This window comes from Acinetobacter sp. WCHAc010034 (assembly GCF_001696615.3).
Classification (GTDB): Bacteria; Pseudomonadota; Gammaproteobacteria; order Pseudomonadales; family Moraxellaceae; genus Acinetobacter.
The window spans coordinates 2,910,891-2,932,623 of sequence record NZ_CP032279.1; the positions used below are offsets into that span (position 1 = coordinate 2,910,891).

At 53.1% G+C, this 21,733-nt stretch carries 20 protein-coding genes; 12 read left to right on the forward strand and 8 right to left on the reverse strand.

The window, feature by feature from the left end; all coding sequences use genetic code 11:
• The first annotated feature begins 169 nt into the window (after positions 1 to 169).
• The 3 genes from BEN74_RS15590 to BEN74_RS15600 are packed head-to-tail and all read left to right on the forward strand — an operon-like array spanning position 170 to position 2,393.
• The gene (locus BEN74_RS15590) at positions 170 to 841 is read left to right on the forward strand and encodes a hypothetical protein (protein ID WP_068911934.1); all 672 of its coding nucleotides are present in this window, start codon (positions 170 to 172) and stop codon (positions 839 to 841) included.
• A 41-nt stretch (positions 842 to 882) separates the two neighbouring features.
• Positions 883 to 1,689: an SDR family NAD(P)-dependent oxidoreductase gene (locus BEN74_RS15595; protein WP_068911936.1), complete on the forward strand. Its 807-nt coding sequence runs from the start codon at positions 883 to 885 to the stop codon at positions 1,687 to 1,689.
• Positions 1,686 to 2,393, forward strand: coding sequence for an adenine nucleotide alpha hydrolase (locus BEN74_RS15600; protein WP_171404942.1), 708 nt, complete (start codon positions 1,686 to 1,688; stop codon positions 2,391 to 2,393). The genes BEN74_RS15595 and BEN74_RS15600 overlap by 4 nt, the downstream gene beginning before the upstream one ends.
• Positions 2,394 to 2,445: 52 nt before the next feature.
• On the opposite strand, the gene BEN74_RS15605 is transcribed toward BEN74_RS15600, so the two are convergent.
• From BEN74_RS15605 to sdsA, 8 genes are all read right to left on the reverse strand, one after another.
• A complete protein-coding gene (locus BEN74_RS15605; RefSeq protein WP_068911940.1) occupies positions 2,446 to 2,883 on the reverse strand; it encodes a YbjQ family protein in 438 nt (145 codons plus the stop codon).
• Between the two features lie 3 nt (positions 2,884 to 2,886).
• Entirely contained in the window at positions 2,887 to 3,243 is a 357-nt protein-coding gene (locus BEN74_RS15610; protein WP_068911942.1) for a YbjQ family protein, read from the reverse strand.
• A 289-nt stretch (positions 3,244 to 3,532) separates the two neighbouring features.
• Entirely contained in the window at positions 3,533 to 4,984 is a 1,452-nt protein-coding gene (gene adeK / locus BEN74_RS15615; RefSeq protein WP_068911945.1) for a multidrug efflux RND transporter AdeIJK outer membrane channel subunit AdeK, read from the reverse strand.
• On the reverse strand, positions 4,984 to 8,163 hold the full coding sequence (locus BEN74_RS15620) for an efflux RND transporter permease subunit (RefSeq protein ID WP_068911947.1): 3,180 nt from the start codon (positions 8,161 to 8,163) through the stop codon (positions 4,984 to 4,986). The genes adeK and BEN74_RS15620 overlap by 1 nt, the downstream gene beginning before the upstream one ends.
• Positions 8,164 to 8,175: 12 nt before the next feature.
• On the reverse strand, positions 8,176 to 9,435 hold the full coding sequence (locus tag BEN74_RS15625; RefSeq protein ID WP_068911949.1) for an efflux RND transporter periplasmic adaptor subunit: 1,260 nt from the start codon (positions 9,433 to 9,435) through the stop codon (positions 8,176 to 8,178).
• A gap of 34 nt (positions 9,436 to 9,469) precedes the next feature.
• The gene (locus tag BEN74_RS15630; RefSeq protein WP_068911952.1) at positions 9,470 to 10,072 is read right to left on the reverse strand and encodes a phosphatase PAP2 family protein; all 603 of its coding nucleotides are present in this window, start codon (positions 10,070 to 10,072) and stop codon (positions 9,470 to 9,472) included.
• Between the two features lie 153 nt (positions 10,073 to 10,225).
• On the reverse strand, positions 10,226 to 12,277 hold the full coding sequence (locus tag BEN74_RS15635) for a site-specific recombinase (protein WP_068911954.1): 2,052 nt from the start codon (positions 12,275 to 12,277) through the stop codon (positions 10,226 to 10,228).
• 27 nt (positions 12,278 to 12,304) lie between these two features.
• Positions 12,305 to 13,282: an All-trans-nonaprenyl-diphosphate synthase gene (gene sdsA / locus BEN74_RS15640; protein WP_068911956.1), complete on the reverse strand. Its 978-nt coding sequence runs from the start codon at positions 13,280 to 13,282 to the stop codon at positions 12,305 to 12,307.
• 448 nt (positions 13,283 to 13,730) lie between these two features.
• On the opposite strand from sdsA, the gene rplU reads away from it, so the two are divergent.
• The 9 genes from rplU (at position 13,731) to BEN74_RS15685 (ending at position 21,458) form a co-directional block, all read left to right on the forward strand.
• Entirely contained in the window at positions 13,731 to 14,042 is a 312-nt protein-coding gene (rplU, locus tag BEN74_RS15645; protein WP_068911959.1) for a 50S ribosomal protein L21, read from the forward strand.
• Between the two features lie 19 nt (positions 14,043 to 14,061).
• Positions 14,062 to 14,316, forward strand: coding sequence for a 50S ribosomal protein L27 (gene rpmA, locus BEN74_RS15650; protein WP_004828213.1), 255 nt, complete (start codon positions 14,062 to 14,064; stop codon positions 14,314 to 14,316).
• 224 nt (positions 14,317 to 14,540) lie between these two features.
• Positions 14,541 to 15,596 (forward strand): YadA family autotransporter adhesin, encoded by a 1,056-nt coding sequence (locus BEN74_RS15655; protein WP_068911961.1) that lies wholly within the window; start codon positions 14,541 to 14,543, stop codon positions 15,594 to 15,596.
• 211 nt (positions 15,597 to 15,807) lie between these two features.
• Positions 15,808 to 16,503 (forward strand): outer membrane lipoprotein chaperone LolA, encoded by a 696-nt coding sequence (gene lolA / locus BEN74_RS15660; RefSeq protein WP_068911963.1) that lies wholly within the window; start codon positions 15,808 to 15,810, stop codon positions 16,501 to 16,503.
• Positions 16,504 to 16,690: 187 nt separating this feature from the next.
• Positions 16,691 to 17,485, forward strand: a complete 795-nt coding sequence (locus BEN74_RS15665; RefSeq protein WP_068911965.1) for an RsiV family protein — start codon at positions 16,691 to 16,693, stop codon at positions 17,483 to 17,485.
• A gap of 120 nt (positions 17,486 to 17,605) precedes the next feature.
• Entirely contained in the window at positions 17,606 to 18,877 is a 1,272-nt protein-coding gene (serS, locus tag BEN74_RS15670) for a serine--tRNA ligase (RefSeq protein WP_068911967.1), read from the forward strand.
• A 76-nt stretch (positions 18,878 to 18,953) separates the two neighbouring features.
• On the forward strand, positions 18,954 to 20,330 hold the full coding sequence (gene cysG / locus BEN74_RS15675) for a siroheme synthase CysG (RefSeq protein ID WP_068911969.1): 1,377 nt from the start codon (positions 18,954 to 18,956) through the stop codon (positions 20,328 to 20,330).
• 35 nt (positions 20,331 to 20,365) lie between these two features.
• Positions 20,366 to 20,845, forward strand: coding sequence for a tRNA (cytidine(34)-2'-O)-methyltransferase (locus BEN74_RS15680; RefSeq protein ID WP_068911971.1), 480 nt, complete (start codon positions 20,366 to 20,368; stop codon positions 20,843 to 20,845).
• Between the two features lie 205 nt (positions 20,846 to 21,050).
• Positions 21,051 to 21,458: a hypothetical protein gene (locus BEN74_RS15685; RefSeq protein ID WP_228200362.1), complete on the forward strand. Its 408-nt coding sequence runs from the start codon at positions 21,051 to 21,053 to the stop codon at positions 21,456 to 21,458.
• The last annotated feature ends 275 nt before the right edge of the window (positions 21,459 to 21,733 follow it).

Below are 21,733 nucleotides of genomic sequence, written 5' to 3' on the forward strand. Positions count from 1 at the left end.
CAAAAGAGAATAAAAAAATTGCGTCTATTGTAGCAAAAAAAAATCGGCTTTAGGCAGGTTGGGCGAATGTAAACTTTCGCCAGTTGGCAGCATGGCCAAGAGGCCTTATGATAAGCTCAGGATCAAAGCGCAAAGATCGCTGAACACTATAAAAAAGGAGCCTGCCGCTATGAGCTATACCATCTCTTTGAAAATCCTGCCGGAAACCCATCAGCGTTTTGCCGACATTCATCAAAAGCTCAATGCCGGCGAAGCCGACAGCCTGGCTAAGCCGCTGGGGGAGAACCTGACCGATATCGCCTGCGAGATCATTGATCAGGTGTTTGGCGATATTGCCAAAATGTCGAAGTCCGGCGACCGCGAGTCGGAGAAAATCATTCAGCAGATTTTAGACACTACGCGCAAGTACATGCCGTGGTCGGTGTCCTTTTTCGGCAATGACCGGCTCAAGCCGATGGTGAACTATCTGCATGAGCTGACTTCGGAAAAAGACGGGAATTTTTATATGACCTATCCAGTGGATAAGTCGTTGGTGATGGAGCTGATGGGCTGCGTGGATCAGATGAAGGACGGCAATAACGAATATGTGCCACCTGCGCTGAAAGCCTTTACCCAAGTGGTGGATCAGGGCGTGACGCATTTGATCCGTGAGCCGAAAAAAATGCTGAAATTCAATATGGTGCTGGATAAAACCTTGAATGGGGTGATTCACGTTACCACGCAGCTGGGCTACCGTCGCTTTGACAAGCTGGGCACGCTGTATGATGCGCAGGCAATGAGCGGCTATTTTGATCATTTTATGTTTTTTTTGAAAGATGAACCGAACCGGAAAAAGCAATAAACTATTCACTGTTACAGTCTTCAAAAAATAAGGAAAGCTTCATGGCAAAACGGGATGATTTAAGCGGCAAAGTGGTGTGGATCACCGGCGCCTCCTCCGGCTTGGGCAAGGCCTTGGCTCAGGAGTGCGCGCTGCAGGGCGCGCAGGTGGTGCTGACCGCGCGCCGCCTTGACGAGCTGGAAAAAGTCCGGGTTTCGCTGCTGAATCCGGATCAGCACATCTCGGTTTGCGCAGACATCACCGATGAAAGCCAAGTCCGCCGCGCCTATGAGCAGGTGCTGCAGCAGAAGGGCCGCATCGACTGGCTGATCAACAATGCCGGCCTGAGCCAGCGCGCCCTGATTGCCGATACCGCCATGCTGACCGAGCGCGCCATTATGGAAGTGGACTATTTTTCGCAGGTATTCCTGACCAAAACCGTTCTGCCGGCTTTCCTAAAGCAGAAATCCGGCCGCATTGCCTTTGTTTCCAGCGTGGCCGGCCTGCTGGGCACGCAGTACCGCGCATCGTATTCGGCCGCCAAAGCAGCCATTCATATGTGGGCCAACAGCCTGCGCGCGGAAGTGGCGGATCAGGGGGTTGATGTTTCAGTAATTTTCCCTGGCTTTGTGAAAACCAATGTGTCATTCAATGCGCTGAATGGTGAAGGCCAGGCGCAAGGCCATCAGGATGAGGCGATTGAAAATGGCCTGGAGGCGGATGAGTTTGCGCGGATTGCGGTCAAAGCCCTGCTGGCCGGCGATGAATATATTGTGGTGGGCGGGCGCAAGGAAAAACTGGGGGTGCTGGTGTCCCGGATTTCGCCTAAAACCTTGTATAAAATGATCCGTAAAGCCAGAGTTAAATAACCGTGGATACCCGTAAAAAAGCCGTCTTCAACTGGAGCGGCGGCAAAGATTCAGCCTTGGCGCTGCATAAAGCGCTGCAGCAGAATCAGTTTGATGTGATTGCATTATTAACGACCGTCAATGAAGGCACGCAGCTGTCTTCCATGCATGCCATTCCGCATGCGCTTTTAGTGAAGCAGGCGGAGAGCATCGGCATTCCGCTTTATCCGGTATTTCTGCCGAAAGATATGGAAATTTATCAGCAGAGAATGCTGGAGGCCGCAAATCACTTTATTGCGCAGGGGGCAGGGCATTTTATTTTTGGAGATATCCATTTAAGCGATGTGCGCAAATACCGGGAAGACCAGCTGCATCCCTTGGGAATTGAAGTGGTTGGGCCGCTGTGGAATCAAAGCACGGCTGAAGTCATGCAGGATTTTTTAGCTTCAGGCATTAAGACGCAAATTGTTGTTGCCGATGCCGGCAAGCTGGATGAAGCTTTTATCGGGCAGGACATCAGCGCAGCGCTGATTGATGCCATGCCGGCGGGCATTGATGTGTGCGGTGAAAATGGCGAATATCATACTTTTGCCTATGCCGGCGGGCCGTTTAAGCATCCGGTGGATTTCAGCATTGCCGATGTGCGCAAGCTGTCTTATCAGTTTAAATTGGACAGCGGTGAAGAAACTTCCTATCACTATTGGCAAGCGATTTTTGAGCAGTAGAGCGCTGATTTGATGCCCAGCCGCATGCACGGCGGGGCATCAAATGCTATTTTCAAGGGTTGCTGATGGCTGTGCCGTAAGCGAATACTTCCACCATGCCGCCCTGCATGCCAAGTTCAGTCGTGCTTAAGCGCAGGCCCATAATCTGAGCTGCGCCGAGTTTTTCAGCTTCCAGCTTTAAGCGCACAACCGCTTCGCGCCGCGCGCGCTCCACCACGCTTTCATAGCTGGTCAGGCGCCCGCCAAAAAAATTCTGGATATTGGCAATCACATATTTAAAGTAATCATGCGAAATCACCGCGTTGCTGCTGACCAGCTGGCCAAAATGATCGCTGGTTTTAAAGCGGCTGCTGTCCAGCTGGATATAGGCCAGGCGTTTTTCCTGAGCTTCCAGTTCTTTTAAATGCTTCCGTTCCGCATGCCGGCCAAAGCCCCAGCCCACGGCAAATAAAATCACAAAAATAGCGGCTTTAAAAATCAAAGCATCCATGGCTTAGCCCTGAGCAGGGAAGGGATTGGCCAGCTTCGGCGCAATGGCTTCAACCCGCACCGCTGTGCCGTAGACAAAAAGTTCAGAAGCGCCTTGCGCGATATTGGAGGTTGAAAAGCGGATGCCGACAATTGCATTTGCGCCTAAGCTGCGGGCTTTTTCAATCATGCGCTGCATGGCTTCCTGGCGCGATTCTTCCAGAAGTTCGGTATAGCCTTTCAGCTCACCGCCGACGATATTTTTCAGGCCGGCCATAAGGTCACGGCCGGCGTGCTTGCTGCGCACGGTGCTGCCGTAGACGACGTCCAGCTGCTGGGTAATGGTGTGGCCGGGAACAGATTCAAGATTACTTAAAAGCATTGTTGAAATTTATTATGCAGAATGATGCCTAGAAGATAGGCAAACTGCATCAAAAAGGCAATAAAAAAGCCCACCGAAGTGATAATGCCAGTCAGTTAAGCATTTTTAATCCTCCCCAACCCTCCTTTTTCAAAGGAGGGAGCGTTTTGAAATTCAATACGGTATTGAATTCAAAGGTGTTCCCCTCTTTTTAAAAGAGGGGTTAGGGGAGATTTATAAATTTGCAACAATGAAGTTGCGCTTAACTGATCAGCATTACACCGAAGTGAGCTTTTAAAAGATGCAGAACTTATTTGGCTGCAGCTTTGCGTTCAGCGGATGAAGGCTGAGCTTGAACGGCATCTGAGCTGCTGGCTTTAATGCCGCCGCCCAAAGACTTGTACAGTTCAACCTGATTGTTCAGGTTAGCCTGCTCCAGCAGCAGCAGGCCTTGCTCAGCAGCGTAGGAGGTACGCTGCGCATCCAGCACCGTCAAATAGTTGTCAATGCCTGCGCGGAAGCGGGCATTCGACAGCTTGTAAGTGGTATTGGTGGCATCGACCAGGCGGCGCTGCGCGGAAATGCGGTCGCCGATGTTCTGGCGCACAGCCAGCGCATCGTTGACTTCGCTGAATGCGGTCTGCACGGATTTTTCATAGTCTGACAATGCAATCTGCTGGTCAGTTTCTGAAATTTTCACATTGGCTTTGCGCGTGCCCCAGTCCCAGAGCGGAATGTCCAGGCTTGGGCCGACCGACCAGATAAAAGCGCCGGATTTAAACAGGTCGCTCAGGTCAGTCGATGCATAGCCGGCGGAACCGGTCAGGCTGATGGTCGGGAATAATTTCGCTTTGGCAGCGCCAATATTCGCGCCGGCAGCGGACAGCTTATATTCGGCTGCCCGGACATCTGGACGGTTGTTCAGCAGGTCGCTTGGCAAGCCCGCGCCAATCGCGCTGTTGGCGGTAATGCGGCTGACGCGCTGATTCGGCAGCAGGTTTGCAGGAACCTGCTGGCCCACCAGGAGGTTCAGCGTGTTCTGCGCCTGAGCGACTTGGGTTTTGTAGTTCGCTACGTCATTGCGCGCAGTTTCAACAGAAATCTGCGCCTGGCGCACCGGAACTTCACTGTCGATGCCGACATCAAAGCGCTTCTTGTTCAGATTGTAAGATTCAAGCTGCGTTTTGAGGGTCTGATCGGCCAGCTTCAGGTTGGCATTGGCGAAAGAATAGCTGAGCCATGCCTGGGCAACTTGGCCAACCAGCGCGATCTGCGTTGCGTCACGCGCGCTTGCGGTGGCCAGGTAGCTGTCCAAGGCATTGTCTTTCAGGCTGCGGACACGGCCCCAGAAATCCAGCTCATACGCCGTCACGCCTAAGCCGACATTGTAGGAAGTCACCGGCTTCTGCGAATTGAGCGTGTCTTGGCGCAATACGCCGCCGCTGGCGCCAATGGTCGGAAGCTGATTATTGGAAGTGATCTGGTACTGCTGCTGCGCGCGCTGAATATTCAGGGCGGCAACACGCAAGTCACGGTTATTGGCCAGTGCCAGATCCAGCACCTGAGTCAGGCGCTGGTCAGCAAAGAAATCTTTATAGCCTTGGGCCGCAGCGGATGAGCCAGAAGCATAGCTGCTGAAGCCTTCCGGAATATTCGCCTGAGCGGCTGGTTCTGGACCGCGCATGCTTTGGCAGGCAGCCAAAGCAAGCGCAAGTGAAGAAACCGCAATGCTACGACCTGCAATAGACCATACTTTTTGCATCACGATGTTTGCTCCTGATTGTTTTGTTTCTTAGGTTTGTATTTAAAGATGGTGCGAATCCAAACAAAGAAGACTGGAATGAAGAAAATACCTAAAAGCGTCGAGCTGATTACGCCGCCAAGCACACCATAACCGACAGAATGCTGGCTTCCCGCACCTGCGCCGCTTGCAAGAGCCAATGGCAGAACGCCGAAACCGAAAGCAAGGGTGGTCATGATGATTGGGCGCAAACGCATTTTCGCCGCATGCAGGGTGGCATCAAACAGGTCTTCGCCTTTTTCCTGCAGTTCTTTGGCAAATTCTACAATCAGAATCGCGTTCTTCGCAGAAAGGCCAATCACGGCAACAATTGCGACCTGGAAGTAGATGTTGAACGACAGGTTAGGATCGCCTTTAATCATCATGCCCAGCCAAGTCAAGGTAAATGCGCCGACAATGCCGAGCGGCACAACCAGCAGTACAGAAACCGGAATCGCCCAGCTTTCATACAGCGCTGACAGGCAGAGGAATACAATCAGCATAGACAGGATCAATAACGGCAGGGTCTGGTTGCCGGAATCACGCTCTTCTAAAGACAAGCCTGTCCATTCATAGTCGAAACCTTGCAGGCCCATAGACGGCAGCTTGCCAATGATTTCTTCCATCGCCAGCATTGCGTCGCCCGAGCTTACGCCCGGTGCAGGCGTACCCTGAATGTTGACCGATGATACGCCGTTGTAGCGTTCCAGACGCGGTGAACCGTAGGTCCATTGACCTGTCGCAAATGCGGAGAACGGAACCATTTCGCCTTTGTTGTTGCGTACATACCACTTGTTCAGGTCTTCAGGCATCATGCGCGTATCGGATTCGCCCTGAACATAAACTTTCTTCACGCGGCCGCGGTCAACGAAGTCGTTGATATACGCGCCACCCCAAGCCATGCTCATGGTGCTGTTGATATCGCTGACGCTCACGCCCATTGCGCCGGCTTGCGCCTGGTCAATGGTGATCTGGTACTGCGGTGTATCTTCCTGGCCGTTTGGACGCACGCCTGCAAGACGCTTGTCCTGGGATGCCATGCCTAAAATCGCGTTGCGGGCAGCAATCAGTTTTTCATGCCCTTGGCCGCTGACATCTTTTAACTGAATGTCAAAGCCGGAAGACACGCCTAGCTCAGGCATGGCCGGCAATTGCAGCGGCATGATGTAGGAAGCGTCCTTCACGATCATGTTCAATGCCATGCCGTGCTGGATGATCGCGCCAATCTGCGATTCAGGCGTAGTGCGCTCGCTCCAGTCTTTCAGCTTGATAAAGGCCAGGCCGGCATTTTGACCGACACCCGTGAACGAGAAGCCGGAAACCGTAAAGATCGACTCCACATGCTCTTTTTCCTTATTCAGGAAGTAGTCAGTCATGGTGGTGATGACTTTATCGGTACGCTCAAGGCTTGCGCTTGGCGGCAGCTGCACCAGCGTCATGACGACGCCTTGGTCCTCTTCCGGCAGGAATGAAGACGGCAATACTTTGTACAGGCCGACTAAGGACGCAATTACGGCAATATAAATGACTCCAGAGAAGATCTTGTGGTGAGTCATGCGGTTGACGCCGCCTTGGTATTTTTCCGCCAGCTTGTCAAAGCCGCTGTTAAACCCGCGGAAGAAGCGCGCAAAAATACTGTTGCTTTCAGGCTTGTTCGGATCATGCTGTTTCAGCAGGGTCGCGCACAGGGCAGGGGTAAAGGTCAAGGCAACAATCAGCGACAGAATCATCGCTGTAACCAGCGTGATGGAGAACTGGCGGTAAATTACCCCGGTTGTGCCGCTGAAGAATGCCATCGGCACGAATACCGCGGTGAGTACGCTGGTAATGCCGACTAGGGCGCCGGAAATCTGCTGCATGGATTTTTCTGTGGCTGCCACAGGGTCAAGATGCTCTTCCTGCATGACCCGTTCGACGTTTTCAACCACAACAATCGCATCATCGACCAGCAGGCCGATCGCCAGCACCATGGCGAACATGGTCAGCGTGTTGATTGAGAAGCCGAAAATATTGATCACTGCGAAGGTGCCCAGTACAACTACAGGAACCGCAAGCGTAGGAATAACCGTCGCGCGCCAGTTCTGCAGGAACAGGAACATCACAATGAAGACCAGAATGACTGCTTCAATCAGAGTGTGCACCACACTTTCAATTGAGAGCTTAACAAACGGCGTGGTGTCATAAGCCAGCTTGTCTTTCAAGCCGTCCGGGTAGTTGTTGCGCAGCTCGCTGAGGCGCTCTTCTACAGCGGCGGCTGTATCCAGCGCATTCGCGCCTGTCGCCAGCTTAATCGCAACACCGCCCGCAGGCTTGCCGTTAAATTTAGAATCAAACTGATAGTTGTCTGAACCTAATTCCACCCGCGCAACGTCACCCAAGCGGACTTGAGCGCCGGAAGCGGTATTTTTCAGGAAGATATTTTTAAACTGTTCCGGCGTCTGCAGCATGCTTTGCGCATTCACGGTCGCGTTCAGCACTTGGCCTTGAACCGCGGGCGCGCCGCCCAGCTGGCCTACAGCCACCTGCGCGTTCTGGGTTTTAAGCGCAGCTGCAATATCGCTAGGCGTCACTTGCAGGCTGGTCATTTTCGCCGGGTCCAGCCAGATGCGCATGGCGTACGAGCCGCCAAAGACCTGGACTTCCCCCACGCCTGTAACACGGCTAAGCGATTCGGAAATGTTGGAGTTTACATAGTCTTTAATGTCGGCAGCGGACAGGCTTTCATCCGGAGAGTAGAACGCCACAACCTGCATAAAGCTTGCGCCGGACTTGGTGACTTTCACGCCTTGGCGCTGCACGTCTTCAGGCAAAAGCGCGGTGGCTGACTGCAGCTTGTTCTGCACCTGAACCTGCGCAATATCCGGGTCAATCCCTTGCTCAAAGTTCAGGTTGATGGATGCCTGGCCATTGCCGGCGCTGTCTGAAGAAATATAGCGCAGGCCGTCGAGGCCATTCATCTGCTGTTCAATGATCTGCGTTACGGTGTTTTCAACCGTTTGCGCAGAGGCGCCAGGGTAGGTTGCCGAGATGGTCACCGTGGGCGGCGCAATCGTCGGATACTGTGCAACCGGCATCTTAGTCAGCGTGAGGATACCCGCCAGCATAATGACCAGTGCAATCACCCATGCGAAGATGGGGCGGTGAATAAAAAATTGAGCCATTCAGTCTACCCCTTATGCATTTGAAGCAGCTTTTGGTTCAGTTTTGGCTTCAGCTGCTGGGGCCGGCTTAGCTTGCCCTGCTGCTGGCTGCTGCGCGCCTTGAGGGGCTGCGGCTTGCGGCTGATAAGGCTTTGCAGTCACTTGCTGTTCTGGCTTAACTTTTGCAATGCCGTCTACAATCACTTTGTCACCTGTTTTCAGGCCGGCAGTGACAATCCAGTCTGCGCCCTGAACGCCTGCAGTAGTGACAGGGCGCGGCTCTACGGCGCCTTTGTCATTGACAATCATCGCCATGGCCTGGCCTGTCGGCGTGCGGGTAATGGCCGCCTGCGGAATCAGCATGGCGTTCGGAATAATGGCCTGCACAATCTGCGCTGTGGCGAACATGCCCGGCAGCAGCAGGTGATTCGGGTTGGAGAACACTGCGCGCAGGGTGACTGTGCCGGTGTCCGGATTTACGCTGGCATCGGAGAATGCCAGGCGGCCTTCCAGCGGGTAGTAGCTGCCGTCTTCAAGCTTCAGCTTTACGGTGGTGTTGTTGCTGCTGTTCAGGTCGCCCTTGCTCAGCTGCTGGCGCAGGCGCAGCAGTTCGGCGCTGGACTGGTTGATGTCCACATAAATCGGGTCTAGGCGCTGAATGGTCACCATCGGGCTGGCCTGGCCTGAAGTCACTAAAGCGCCGACAGTAACGGTAGAGCGGTTGGTTTGGCCGGAAATCGGCGCGCGCACAACCGAGTAGCCTAGGTCAATCTCCGCGCTTTTGATTTGCGCTTGCGCCGCTGCGACCTGCGCTTCAGTCACTTTAACGCTGCCTAGCAGGTCATCGTATTCCTGCTTAGACACGGCATTGATTGCAACCAGCTGCTGATAGCGGTTGAGCTTGGTGCGCAGCGCGTTTAAATTCGCCTGCTGCTGCAGCATGGCGGCTTTGGTGCTTTCCAGGGCAGCGCGGTTGCTGCGCGAATCCAGCTCATACAGCGCCTGGCCTTCACGCACATAGCCGCCTTCAGCAAACAGGCGCTTCAGAATGACGCCGCTGGTTTGCGGGCGCACTTCAGAAATTTCATAGGCTGTCGTGCGGCCCGAAAGTTCTACCGACTGCTCTACGCTTTGCGGCTGAGCAACAATAACGCCGACCTCAGCAGGAGGCATTTTCTGGGCAGCCCCAGCTTGCTGCGCATCTTTCGGATCTTTGCTGCAGCCGACAAGTGCAATACTTACCGCTAATGCGCAAGCAGTCAGGGCGGGTGCCCAAAGCTTTGCAGACCTCATTCTTTCACCTCAATAGATTCTTATCTGAAATTCTTTATTTATTTGCGCTTGGGTATCTGGCCATAAGCCAGTACAGAAGCGTGATCCAAATAAAACTTATGCTCCAGCCAGAAAGGACATCGGAAGGATAATGCGCGCCGGCATAAACTCTGGATACGCCCATCAGCAGTATCCATGCGCTTGCCAGCAGGCAGATCAGCGCATGCTTTGAATGCCGCCGGTAAACGTACATCGCTAAGCAGCCCAGTGCAGCTGCATAAAGGCTGTGCCCGCTTGGAAATGAATCTCCATATGTTTTTACCAGAAAATACATTTCAGGCGGGCGCGGTCTTGAGATGAGGCATTTAAGCAGCCAGGCGAGGCCGATGCTTCCGATAATTCCTGTACTGATAAAAACAATATCTGAGTATTTTTTATACCATGCCAGGCGCAAACACCAAAGCACGGCTAAAAATAATACAAAAGGCATGCCGCCCGCTGCTGAAAGTCCGGCTGCTAAGTTATTTAAACTATTCAGGTGGTGCTGATGCATCCACTGCACCGCAGTCCAGTCAAACTGGGCAAGCTGCGGCACATTTAAGATCAACACACTGATAGCTAATAAAAAACAACCGAGGAAAAGCAACAGCTTCGGCATGCTTATATCCTTGTCATTTAGCCGCTCAATATTCACGGCTAATTTGTGGGGTAAAGTGTACTCGCCAGTACACTTCATTTCAAGTGTGCGTAAATTATGCTAATTTCTTTTTTGTGTTTTTTTAACACTCAGTAATATAAATTAACAAATCCCTTAATGAATATTCTTTTGCGAAGGCGCCGCATCTTCAATTTCCAGCGGCTGTTTCGGCGGCCAGAAAAAATCGCTTGGACGGGTGAGGAAATGCGTCAGCACCAGTTTAGCCAGCGGCTTCCACTGCTCAAAGCGCACGCGGCGCGCGCGCAGCGCCACAATAATGGTCAAGGTGAAACTGACAAACAGGTTGGTCAGGCCGATGCAGATGACGCCCAGAAAGGACACAATGATCAGGCCGATTTCAGGGCTGCCGTTAATGCACATCAGGCCCTGCATGAAATTGGCGGAAGCGAAGGCAATGTGGCGGATATCCAGCGGCAGGCCCAGAATGAAGCCCAGCGTGCCCATGCTTCCCAGCATGATCCCGAAGAGGAAGTTCCCGGCCAGCGCGCCGAGGTTGCGCTCTATATAGGCTGCGAATTTATCCAGGCGCTTCTGGCCCAGCATGCGCTTCAGCGATGAATGCGCCTGCAGGCGCGGGCCGACCTTGCGGTAAATGGCCATATTGTCAAAATAGCCGGCCAGCAGCCCGGATAAAAACAGGCACACTCCGGCAATGGCGGCGTGCGGCACGGCCAGCGAGGTAAAGGGGTCTAAGCTGTGCAGCAGGCTGGAGGCTTTGGCATGGTTCAGCAGCGGCTCATCCATACCGGCCTGCCAGAAATAGGTGATCAGCGCCGCTGTGGGAATCGCAATCGAAATATTGCCTAAAATCGCAATAAACTGGGTGCGGATAATATTGATAATCAGCGCCGCCAGTTCGGCAATCTGGGCATTTTTAGAGCCTTTGCGCTGCTGCACCGTGGCCGCCAGCGCCGCTGCGGTCATCGCCGGCTGCTTGGTGGCCACGGTAAAATGCAGCACATGAATCAGCATAAAGCCCAGCGCATAATTCATGCTGAACATAAAGGCCTGCATCAATGGCGCCAGAATCAGCCGTGCGGACAAAACCTTCAGCGAAGCCATGGCGGCGATAATCACCCCGGCGCCGGCAGCGGCTTTATACATGCCGATAAAGCCTTTCTTGTCGGTGCTGACGTAATGCTCGCCGGTTTTGCTGGCGTTTTCCGTCACCTGAAGCGCAATCAGCTCGCTGTTGGCGGCCAGCAGCGAGCGCACGCTGCGTTCGCTGTACAGCGCATCGGTAATGTCGACCAGCAGCGCGCCAAGCGAGCCGTAGCGGAGCTCATCATCCTCAGCAATTAAATTCAGCAGGATTTCAATGCGGTCCAGGCACTGCTCCAGCAGGGACAGCAGATAGGTCAGGCTGATGCTGACGCCGCTGCGCTTGGTGGCGCGCCGGATTTTCAGCACCACTTCACGGCACTGATCCAGCATGACCAGCGCCTGAGAGGCGTCCGGCGGCGGCACGGCGCTGACTTGATCGGCATTTTGATGCAGCCGCTTGCACTGCTGGATGAAATCGATGATTTCGCGGTTCTGCACTAAAAACGGCGATTCGTATTCGGTCAGCTCCGGGTGCGCATTGATGAATTCCGGATACAGCCCGATGCCGCTGACGCGGTAGGACAGCACGGTAATGGCCTTGATCAGCTCGAAGCGGATGCGCTTTTTTTCATCCTGATTGCCGTGCCCCTGATTCAGCAGCCGGAACAGCTTCTGCCAGCTGCGCTCCTCAATGCTGTCCAGCCAGTATTTGTCGCTGCGCTGATGAAATGCCCGGCGCACCAAGTCCTGCAGCTGGCTTTCATCGTTGATTAAGGGCAGGAAATGCGCGCCCAGGCGCTGAAACAGCTGATTCCAGAAGCCATCCAGAGACAGAATGCCGGTATCCGCATACAGGCCGGTTTGCTTGTACTGGCTGATGAGGCCGAGCGTAAAGCTCTGCAGGGTAGAGGCCGCCGCCGGAGTCAGCAGCAGGGCCGTGTAGAATGCTTCAAATTTATGCTGTATTTCATCGCTGTTTTTGGTATCGGCCGGGCGGATGCGGCCAATCAGCTCAATCAGTAAGTTTTCGTCCAGCACAGCTTGACGGGCATCAAGCTGCTGCTGCATTTTTAGAAATAAATCATTAAATTTTATATGCATAAGCAATGAGTAACAGGCTCTTCAGTTTTATTGAATTCGGTGCAGCGCCAGCTTGGCCAAATTACTCAAAGCTTGGCGGTACTCACTGTCCGGCAGCGCCTGCAGGGCTGCAAGCGCGGCGTCGGTTTCTTCGGTAGCGCGCTGGCTGCAGTAGTCTAAAGCGCCGGAAGTCTGAACAATGGAAATCACGCGCTCCAGATCGGCGGTGCCGCCCGTCGCAATGCTGCGGCGGATCACCGCATGGTCTTCGCCGGCGGTGTTTTTCAATGCAGAGATTAAAGGCAAAGTCGGCTTGCCTTCCATTAAATCATCGCCGATATTTTTACCTAATGTTTCAGCGTCGGAGGTGTAGTCCAGAATGTCATCAATAATCTGAAAGGCGTTGCCGAAATGGCCGGCAAATTTGCGCAGCGGTTCGCGGTACTCCGGCTTGCCGGATAAAATCGCCGCGCCTTCAGTCGCCAGCTCAAACAGGCGCGAGGTTTTGCCGTGAATAATGTCTAAATAGGTTTGCTCTGTGGTTTCAGGCTGATGCTGCGACTGCAGCTGCAGCACTTCGCCTTCGGCGATTTCGCAGGTGCCGGTTGAAAAGTCCTTCAGCAGGGCCATGCTGTCCAGATCGACCAGCAGGTCAAAAGAGCGCGAGATCAGGAAGTCGCCGACCAGCACCGCAGTCTGGTTGTTCCAGGTTGCATTGGCGGTCGGGCGGCCGCGGCGCAGGCCGGATTCATCGACCACGTCGTCATGCACCAGCGTTGCGGTATGCAGCATTTCAATGATGGCTGCCAGCTTGCGGTGCTTGTCCAAATCTTCCGCGCCGCAGGCCTTGGCTGCCAGCAGGCACATGATTGGGCGCATGCGCTTGCCGCCGGCCTCCACCACATGCTTGCTGACCGCCATAACCAGCGCGACTTTTGAGGTGATTCCTTCGTTGATAAATGTGTCCATCGCGGCAAAGTCAGTAGCAACAGGAGCGAGAACGTCTTGCTTAAAATCGATGGTCATGTGAAGAAAAACCTCAGTAATCTTGAATTGCTGCCGTAGTTTAGCAATTTGACATAATAATTGCAGAAAAGAAGCCAGGCGGCTGATTTAAAATTAACTGCTCATTTCAAATCGGCGCGCAGGCCCTGATCTTCCCGTGCGGAAACGAACTGCATGGCAGTTCAAGCCGGCATTTTGCCATTAACATAAAGCCTATAGTAGCGAATTGATTTTAAAAATCTATTTGAATTTTTGAAAGCCGTATAATCGGCAGGCATCCGCCGGCTCAGGCCGGGGAGCGCCGCCTGTTAAGCAATGGCTGCTTCTCGATAATATTTTGTGCAAATGGCTTGTTGTTTGGCGGTTTATCGCTTAAAATCCTTGCCCTTGTATAACCCCAGTGGCGGTCGTATTAAGATCGGTATATTCCTTTACCGGCACGGCGACACGGGCATGTTTGGAGTACGTTATGTACGCAGTTATCCAAAGCGGTGGTAAACAGCACCGTGTAGTTGAGGGTGAAACCCTTAAAGTAGAATTATTGAAAGCTGAAACTGGCTCAACAATTACGTTTGATGACGTGTTGATGCTGGTTAACGGTGAAAGCATTCAAATCGGTGCTCCAGTTGTTGCTGGCGCTACTGTAACTGCTGAAGTAGTTAGCCATGGTCGTCACGACAAAATCCGCATCATCAAAATGCGCCGTCGTAAGCACTATCGTAAACAACAAGGTCACCGTCAATGGTTCACTGAGTTGAAAATTACAGCTATTTCAGGCTAATTACGAGGAGTAAATAGACATGGCAACTAAAAAAGCCGGTGGTTCGACTAAGAACGGTCGTGACTCAAATCCTAAGATGTTAGGTGTTAAAATGTACGGTGGTCAAGCTGTGACTGCTGGCAACATTATCGTTCGTCAACGTGGTACAGAATTCCACGCTGGTGCAAACGTAGGTATGGGCCGTGACCATACTTTGTTCGCTACCGCTGACGGCGTGATCAAATTCGAAGTGAAAGGCCAGTTCGGTCGCCGCTACGTATCTGTTGAAGTTTAAGCTTCAGTAGAAAAAAGCCCGCAAATTTTGCGGGTTTTTTTATGCCTGCTGAATAGTCAGGCCTGCATTTGCCTTGCAATTTTGCCGGAAAATTGATTGAAAAATAGCGTATTTTATTGAAACATTGCCTAATAATTAATCACATCTTCATATTTAAATGTGATTTACATCACGTTTTTATCGGAGTGTAATGAAGGAGAAGTAGAAGAAGAAAGGGCACGGACATGAATAAAATATTAAAAAATATTTTGAGTAATACCTGCTGCAATCTGGCCAGCCTTTCCGGCAATCAGCAAAAATTTATACTCAGCCATGGATTGCCTGCAGCCAATGCTGCAGATCAAGCGCTCTGCGCTTCTCCGCAAGCAGTTCGCAAAAAAATGCTGGTGGAACTGCTGCTGCTCAGCGCGTTGCTGGTCGTCAGCGGCGGCGCCTGGGCCGGCAGCGCCAGCCATGCATCAGCTTCAGGCCAGCATGGCCATAGCAATGGCGGGAACGGGGGCGGCCATTCCGGCCAGCAAGGCGCTAAGGGCAATAATCCCTATATTGACATTGAATCCAGCCGGCAGGGCGCAGCGCCCAGGCCGGATGCAGACGGGCAGGATGCGGCGGTTATAGGCGCCGGCACAGAGGTGTCTGGAGATCAGTCTATCGGCGCCGGCGTGAACAATAAGGTTTCAGGCCATAACTCTGGCGCAGTCGGCAGCAATAACCAAGTCAGCGGCGGCAATACTTATGTGCTGGGCGGCAGTGTCATCACAGCCGCCGGCAATGCTGTGGTGCTGGGCAATGGCTCCAGCTCAGACCGTGACGGCACGGTTTCGGTCGGTTCTGCCAATGCGGAGCGGCAGATTGTCTATGTGGCGGCGGGTGTGCAGGATACCGACGCAGTCAATCTGGCGCAGCTGCGCCAGGCGGATCTGAATCTGCTGAATGACGCCAGAGCCTATACCAATCAGCATGGAACACAGATTTTGAGCCAGGCCAACAGCTATACCAATAGCCGGGTGGAAGATCTGAACCGCGATCTGGATCATCTGGAGGACAGCGCCTATGCTGCGGTGGCATCCAGCATCGCCATTGCCTCCCTGCCGCAGCCGACCGATGCCGGCTACAGCATGTTCAGCTTTGGCGTGGGCGCATGGGAAAACCAGCAAGGCTTTGCGGCGGGCTTCAGCGGCGTCACCGGCAGCAATAAATTTGTATATAAAGTTGCAGCCACAGCCAATACCGAAGGGGACTTTGGCGGAGGCGCGTCTGTCGGCTGGCAGTGGAAATAATCCAGCCCTGCGCTTTTAAACGGAAAGCGCCTGCGCTGGTCAGGCGCTTTCCTGCATCATGCGGGCCTCTCCATCATGATGAATGAAAATCTGCATTCTGCATTAATAACAATACAAAACTTATTGTTTTCATTCATGTTGGCCTTAAAAATTGGTTTAAGATGGGCTATCTGACAAATTGCGATGATGCAAATAAAAAAGGTGAATTTATATGAATAAGCTTCGTCAAGCCATGTGCGCCGTGGCATTGGGTGCGGCGGCGCTGGCGCCTGTGATGAGCTCAGCTGTTTATGCGGCCCCGGCGCCAGCATCGGAGCAGCAGGCGACTTCAAGCCTGGTTCGGCAGCTCAGCGGCGTAAAAAGCTTTACGGCGAATTTTGAGCAGACGACGAAAGTCAGCAGCGGCAAGGCGGTTCAGAAAAAAGGCTTGTCGGCTCAGCATATGAATCAGACATTTAAAGGGGTTATGAAGGTTGAGCGTCCGGGAAAATTCTTCTGGGAAACCGCCAGCCTGTCCAAGCAGACCATTGTAACTTCGGGGAAAACGGTCTGGATTTATGATCCGGACCTGCAGCAGGCGGTGCGCCAAAGCCTGGATGATCAGGTCGCAAATACTCCGGCGCTGCTGCTTTCAGGCAATACCAGCCAGATCATGAAATCTTACCGCGTGACTCAGCCGGACAAGACCAAGACCTACTATACGCTTTACCCTAAAGCGGGCGACGGCGCATTCCAGAGCTTGACCATCAGCTTTGGCGCCAATAAAGCGCCGGCGCTGATGATTCTTGCAGACTCATTGGGCCAAACCACCTATGTGCGCTTCAATAATGTGAAAGTCAATGCGTCAATTCCGGCCTCCACGTTTAATTTTGCGCCGCCTAAAGGCACAGATATTATTGATCAGTAAAAAAAACCTCACTGAAAAAATCAGCAGCTGCAAATGCGGCTGCTGGGCGCAGGCTTAGGCCTGCTTTTTTGCGCCCAGACAGCCTGCGCCGAAGCCCGCGGGATACATTCGGTAATGTTATCAGCCCTATGGAGTGCGTATAGTGTGAGGGTTAAAATGTTTGCGGTACGGCGCTAGGGGTTCTGGGATGAAAAAAAATTACGTTAATGCATGGGCATCGGCCGCAGCGGCGGTAATTTCATTAAGCGCACTGACGGCATGCCAGCCAAGAAATGAGCCGGTTCAGGACAGGCAGAACAGCGCGCAGGCGCAAACGGCCAAAGCGGAAAGCATCCCGCTGATTCAGTCAAAATCTGTGCCGATGAAGCTGGCCAAGCCGGAAGCCTGCGATGCCCAAGGCTGCACGCAGTATTCCATTCAAACCGTGGAAACCAATGTCGGCTGGATTAATCAGTACTTTGCCGAGCGCATTGAAAAAGCCGATCCAGTCGCGTTTTCCAGCGCGCCCAATCAGAAAGTGGATTTGTCTGAAGGCTCGGCAGCCGGCCTCAGCCAAAGCACAACAGCGGTGCGCTATATCAGCCAATGGGGGCATATGGCGGCGTTTGCCCTGGAAAGCTACAGCTATTCTGCGGGCGCGGCGCACGGCATGCAGCACGTGGAATATGTCAACTTTGACCTGAAAGCCAAAAAGCGCCTGGCCTTGCAGGATGTGCTGCTGAAAGGCGCCGAAGCCAAAGTGCTGGACAGCCTGTTTGACGCCAACGCGATGTGGCTGGCCAGCCATGACATTGACCGCGCGAAGCTGCAGCTCAGCGACAACTTCTACTATGGCGCCAGCGGCATCGTCTTTGTTTATCCGCTGTATGAATTGGCCAGCTATGCCGAAGGCATGCCGGAACTCAAGCTGCCGTACCAGATGGCGAAAGGCCTGTTCAAGCCGGAATATTTGCCGAATTTGCCGAACTATGAAAATAAGTAATTTTGCGTAAATCTTCAGCTTTATTGCTTTAATAAGGCGCAGCTGCAAGCGCGGCTGCTGTATTTTTTACGGTTAAGAGCTTACACTATAGCCAGTTTTTTTCTTTGCAAATGATTGGCTATGATCGACCCGAAATTACTCAGAAATAATATTGAGGCTGTAAATTTAGCCTTGGCAAAACGCGGTGTGCAGCTGAACGCTGAAGAGTGGGCTGCATTGGAAGCCCGTCGCAAAGACATTCAGTCAAAAACTGAATCCTTGCAGGCGGAGCGCAATGCCGGCGCAAAGCAGGTCGGTCAAATTAAAAAATCGGGCGGCGACGCTTCTGAAATCATGGCGCGCATGGCGGCCATCGGTGACGAAATTAAAGCAGCGGAAACTGCGCTGGCGGAGCTGCAGGCGGAACTTGAAGCCAAATCTTTAATCATTCCAAACCTGCCGCATGAATCTGTGCCTGAAGGCAAGGATGAAAGCGATAACGTTGAAATTCTGAAATGGGGCACGCCGCGCCAGTTCGATTTTGCGGTGAAGGATCATACGGATCTTGGCGAGATGATTGGCGGCCTGGAATTTGAAACCGCCACCAAACTCACCGGCACCCGCTTCAGCGTGCTGAAAGGCCCGCTGGCCCGCCTGCAGCGCGCAATCACCCAGTTCATGCTGGATACGCATACTGTGCAGAACGGCTATACCGAAGCCTATGTGCCTTATCTGGTCAATGCAGACTCTTTGCGCGGCACAGGCCAGCTGCCTAAATTTGAAGAAGATTTATTCAAGCTGCAGGGCGAAAAAGAATACTACCTGATTCCGACCGCTGAAGTACCGGTGACCAACTTTGTGCGCGACGAAATCATTGACCCTGAACGCCTGCCATTGAAATACGCAGCGCATACGCCATGCTTCCGCAGTGAAGCCGGTTCGTATGGGCGCGATACCCGCGGCTTGATCCGCCAGCATCAGTTTGACAAAGTTGAGATGGTGCAGATTGTCAAGCCTGAAACTTCAATGGACGCGCTTGAGGAATTGACAGGCCATGCGGAAGGCATTCTTCAAGCTTTAGGCCTGCCATACCGCAAAATCATCTTATGCGGCGGCGACATGGGCTTTGGCGCTATTAAAACTTATGACTTAGAAGTTTGGGTGCCGAGTCAAAATACTTACCGTGAAATTTCTTCATGTTCATGCATGGGCGACTTTCAGGCCCGCCGCATGAAAGCGCGCTACCGCGCAGATCAGAAGAAAACTGAGCTGGTGCATACCCTGAACGGTTCAGGCCTGGCGGTTGGCCGCACCTTGCTGGCGGTGATGGAAAACTATCAGCGCGCTGACGGCTCAATTGAGATTCCTCAGGCATTGCGTCCATACATGGGCGGCGCAGAGTACATCGACTGATTAAAACCGATATACAGCGCAATTTTGTGCACGATAATTGCTTAAGACAGTCAGAACAAACTCATTGAGGTAGCCCGTGGATATCTTTCCAATCTCTTTAAAGCTGCAGCAGCAGCCGTGTCTGATTGTCGGCGGCGGCCATATTGCCCGCCGCAAAGCCGCCTTGCTGGCCAAAGCCGGCGCAGTCATTGATGTGATTGCGCCTGAAATTGACAGCGGCCTGCTGGAGATTGTGCAGCAAAGCCGGGGGCAGTACCTGCAGGCGCCGTTCAGCGCGGAAATTCAGTTCCGCCCTTACCGGCTGGTGATCGCCGCCACAGACGACAAAGCGGTCAATCAGGCGGTTTTCGCTGCCTGTGAAGCTGAAAATGTCCTGGTCAACAGCGTGGATGATCCGCCACACTGCCGCTTTATGGTTCCTGCGATTATTGACCGCTCTCCGCTGGTGGTGTCTATTGCCACCAACGGCGCTTCGCCGGTTCTGTCGCGTCAAATCCGCACCCAGCTTGAAGCCAGCATTCCGCACGGCATGGGCAAGCTGGCCGATTTTTCAGGAAAATGGCGCGCAGCGGTGAAAGCGAAAATCGCCAATCCGGATGAGCGCCGCATCTTCTGGGAAGAGCTGTACGCCAGTCCGCTGAAAGAGCAGGTCTTTCATGGCAATACTGCAGAAGCGGACCGCCTGATAGAGCAGGCGCTGCTTGACTGGCAGCCGCCTAAAGGCGAGGTCTATCTGGTCGGCGCCGGGCCGGGCGATCCGGAGTTGCTGACACTGAAAGCCTTGCGCCTGATGCAGCAGGCCGATGTAGTGATTTATGACCGCCTGGTGTCGCAGCCGATTTTGGAGCTTTGCCGCCGCGATGCGGAAAAAATCTATGTCGGCAAGGCGCGCTCCAACCACGCTGTGCCGCAAGAAGGCATTAATGCGCTGCTGGTGAAATGCGCGCAGGAAGGCAAGCGGGTCTGCCGCTTAAAAGGCGGCGATCCGTTTATCTTTGGGCGCGGCGGCGAAGAAATTCAGGAGCTGTTTGCTGCCGGCGTGGCCTTTCAGGTGGTGCCGGGCATTACCGCAGCTTCAGGCTGTTCGGCCTATGCCGGCATCCCTTTAACCCACCGCGATTATGCGCAAAGCGTGCGCTTCCTGACCGGGCATTTAAAGGAAGGCTCGCCTGAGCTGCCGTGGAGCGAACTGGTCTATCAAAATCAGACCCTTGTTCTATACATGGGGCTGGTTGGGCTGGAAAAAATCTGCGCGCAGCTGATTGCGCATGGCCAGCGCCCGGATATGCCGGTTGCGCTGATTTCCAAAGGCACCACGCCGGAACAGAAAGTTGTCGTCGGCACTTTGGCGGATATAGCCTCCAAAGTGTCAGCGCATCAAATACAGGCGCCGACATTGACCATTATTGGCGATGTGGTCAGCTTGCGTGAACAATTGCAGTGGCAAGACTGAAGCAGTCGGCCGCGTTGAAAGAGTAGAGAAAAGCTGTGATCCATGTTGTTTTATACGAGCCGGAAATTCCTGCAAATACAGGGAATATCATTCGGCTATGCGCAAATACAGGCGCACAGCTGCATCTGGTCAAGCCGCTGGGCTTTGAGCTGGACGATAAAAAGCTGCGCCGCGCCGGCCTGGATTACCATGAGTGGGCGCGCATGCAGATCTGGGAAACACTGGAAGAATGCCTTGCAGATTTGGTGTCTAAAGGCGTTGATGTGAATGCGGTATATCCTTTAACCACCAAAGGCGAAGCCACTCCGCACACTTCAGATTTGAACCGTCCGGTGGCTCTGCTGATGGGGCCGGAAACCCGCGGCCTGCCGGAAAGTGTGCGCATGCTGTTTCCCGCGGCGCACTGGATCCGCTTGCCGATGGCGCCGAATTCGCGCAGCCTGAACCTGTCGAATGCGACAGCGGTAATTTTGTATGAAGCATGGCGCCAGCAGGGCTTTAAGGAACTGGCATAGGCGCGCAGAGGCCGCATGCAGCAGCCGCTCAGCAGGGCGGTTTTTTTCTGCCCGAAGCGCTGGTTCATGGCAATTTTTTGTAAATTCGCGGGCTAAGTGCTTCTGAATGCAGGATAAACTGTGTATAACCGAATCAGCAAAGCTAGAAAAAAGAGGCAGCTGACGTTTGAACCGTTTAAAGACTTATCTGCTATGGCTCCCGCTTTTGGCAGTATTAATTTCTGCGCCGTGCTGGGCTGATGAGGGCGCCGCGATGCCGGCAGCTGTTGTGGAGCCTGTGCAGCCGCTGAGCAAGGCGGAAATTCAGCAGGGGATGGCTGAACTGCAGCAGCGCCAGAATCAGCGCATAGAAGAGTGGGGCAAGACCCTGAAGCCTGATGATTTTGAATGGGGCTGGTTTGGCCGGCAGCTGAAAAAGCCGAAACGCCAGGAAGTCTGCGGGCTGTATCAGGGCTTGATTGATGAAACCTACAGTCTGGCGCAGCAGAATAAAAGCCGTTTGCCGGCAGCCGATCAGCAGCAGCTGGAAAACCGGAGCTTATTCATTCAAAGTCTGGGCTATAAGGATAATATTGTGGATACCCGGATGGGCTTTAACTGCCGCATACGCTAAGCGTGGCCGCCGGCGTTCATTAAAAGGCGCAGCTGGCGTAATGCTGATCAGTTAAGGAGTTTCGCAGTAAACTTCTTAACTTTTTTGGGCTATTCACGACGGAGTCTTACCGTTTTAAATTGATTTTTTGGAGCTCGTTTTGTTCTTTTGTTTCGCCAAAAGAACCAAAAGCATTTGTCATCCGCGAAACCTGTTCACTTTCTGCACTTAAATAACTTTGTTGCAAAAACAGTCCATTTCAAAGACCATATAGGTTGCGGATGACACTTCCGCGT